The organism is Bradyrhizobium sp. SRS-191 (assembly GCF_024586915.1).
Classification (GTDB): Bacteria; Pseudomonadota; Alphaproteobacteria; order Rhizobiales; family Xanthobacteraceae; genus Bradyrhizobium.
On record NZ_JANBVS010000013.1, the window covers coordinates 107,440 to 109,889 of the forward strand.

The window sequence follows — 2,450 nt, forward strand, 5'->3', positions numbered from 1 at the left end:
ATGTCCGCCGAGGTGCCGGCGGACGTCGCTGTGATGCGTTCGGCTGGGGACTGAGGCCGATGATGAGATCCGAGAGTGCAGTAACGAGCAGCGCCGTCAGCGCTGGTGCCGCAACGATGGTGGAGGCATTGCGGACGAACGCGCTGATGATGCCGGAGCGGGTCGCATTCCGCTTTCTGCCCGCCGCGTCGGTGACGGCCGACATCAGCTATGCCGGGCTTGATCGCGTCGCGACGCGATTGGCGGCGCGGCTGCGCGAAGCAGGGCTTGGGCGTGGCGATCGCGTCCTGATGTTCTACCCGCCGGGGCTGGAGTTCGTGAGCGCGTTCTTCGCCGTGCTCTATGCGGGTGCGGTGGCGGTGCCGCTCGCGCTGCCGCGTCGCGCGGGCGGCGGCGGCGCCATCGCGGCGCTGATCGAGAATTCCGAGCCGGCGATGGTTCTGACGTCCGCGTCGCTGCAGGCGCGGCTCGATGGTCTGGTGTCGGCATCGGGTCATCCGCTGCCAACGATCGCGACGGACACGCTTCCGCTCGATGGCACAGACCTCGACGACGCAGGCCTCGACGACGCTGAGGGCAAGTTGATCATGCCGTCGCCGGACGAGCTCTGCGTGCTGCAATATACGTCGGGCTCGACCGGATTGCCCCGCGGCGTCGCCGTGACCCATGGCAATGCGGCACGCAACGCGCTTCTGCTCGGCCGTCAGGCCGAGCTCGACACCAGCTCGGTGTGGGTCAGCTGGGTGCCGCACTTCCATGATCTCGGCCTGTTCGGCAGCATCTGCACCTCGCTCTATCACGGTGCGACCGCCATCCTGATGCCGCCGGCCGCCTTCGTCAGCCGTCCCGTCCGCTGGCTCGAGGCGATCTCCCGCTTCGGCGGCACGATCACGATCGCGCCGAACTTCGCCTATGATCTCTGCCTTCGGCAGGTGGCCGAGGAAGATTGCGTCGGCCTCGATCTGCGGCACTGGCGCGTCGCCGGCTCCGGCGCCGAGCCGATCAATCAGCAGACGATGGAGCGCTTCGCCGAACGCTTCGCGCCTTATGGACTCGACCGCCGCGCAATGTGCCCGTTCTACGGGCTGGCCGAAGCGACGCTGCTCGTCTCCGGCGGGCCGGTATGGCGCGGGCAGTCGGCCTTGACCGTCTCGCATGCAGCCATGAAGCAACGCGCGATCGGTAGCGCCGTGACGGCTGAGGATGCCTACAGCCTGCCGTCATGTGGTGTGCCGAGCCCGGAGCATCGCATCCTCATCGTCGATCCCGACACGCGGCAGCCTTGTGTGGCGGATGCGATCGGCGAGATCTGGATCGACGGCTCGACCACGGGCCCGGGCTATTGGCGCAATCCCGACGAGACCGAACGCGTGTTCGGCGCACGCCTTGCCGATGGCGAGGGCCCGTATCTGCGGACAGGTGACCTCGGCGTGATGCGGGACGGCATGCTCTATGTCTGCGGGCGGATCAAGGACGTGATGATCGTTCACGGCCAGAACGTCTATCCGCAGGACGTCGAGCTGACGGCGCGCGAAGCCGTTCCCGAGATCACCGAGGCGGCCGCGTTCACGATGTCGGATCGCGCAACGGAGCAGCCGGTCCTGCTGATCGAGCAACCGAGGCGCGGCTGGCGCGATACTGCCGCTGTGCTGGAGGCCGTGCGGTCCGCGGTATCCGCGCGACATGGCATCGAGCTCACGCGCGTCGTGGTCACGCAACACCGCCTGCTGCCGAAGACCTCAAGCGGCAAGATCCAGCGCTCCCGGGCCCGCGCGATGCTGGCCGAAGGCTCGCTGCCGATCCATGCCGAGTGGAGTTCGGAGCTGGACGAGGCCGCGGTGGAGGAGCAGCGGCTCGACGCGGTCGAGCTCGTCATCGCCTTGAAGGGGCAGACGCGATCTCAGCAGGAGCGATCGGTCGATGATTATCTGCGCGACATCCTGCGCGAACTGGCCGGCATCGATGCCGACCAGCTCGACCCGGATGATCCGCTGATGGCCTTCGGTGTCACATCGCTCGGGCTGATGCGGATCAGGAGCAGGATCGAGAGCGACTTCATGGTGCGGATCGATTCGGCACGGCTTTGGCAGGACTGCTGCCTCGCCGAGCTCGGACGCGAGCTGCATGCGCGTCTGCTGGTCTCGCCGCTGTGGGCCGAGGCCGACATGCTGCGGGGTCTCGCCATGGAGGTCGCCAGAATGGACGACGTCGAAGTAGTCCGCGCATTGGGTGCAGGCCAAACCTGACCCGTTGCCTGACCCGTTCTCGATAGTCGCGCCGGACTATCCAACAAGATCAGCAATCGATCGCCGTTCCTGTCATCAGCCCAGGCAGGTGCGTCATCCAAAAATACAACCTTAAATTGAGTTGTAGTGCCAGCGTCCTGTCGAGATTGTCGACATCGGACGTTGGACGAGAGCGTGACACCCAACAGAAGCAGGCGACCGCCG

The 2,450-nt window shown here is 66.5% G+C and carries 1 protein-coding gene; it reads left to right on the plus strand.

Annotated features, from left to right (window positions below; all coding sequences use genetic code 11):
• Positions 1 to 116: 116 nt before the first annotated feature.
• Complete coding sequence (locus NLR35_RS22790) at positions 117 to 2,246, plus strand: AMP-binding protein (RefSeq protein ID WP_257168769.1); 2,130 nt, start codon at positions 117 to 119, stop codon at positions 2,244 to 2,246.
• Positions 2,247 to 2,450 lie beyond the last annotated feature (204 nt).

Bases quoted from the DNA above. Each gene is read 5' to 3' on its own strand.
- NLR35_RS22790 (WP_257168769.1), top strand. From the start codon at position 117: ATGGTGGAGGCATTGCGGACGAACGCGCTGATGATGCCGGAGCGGGTC.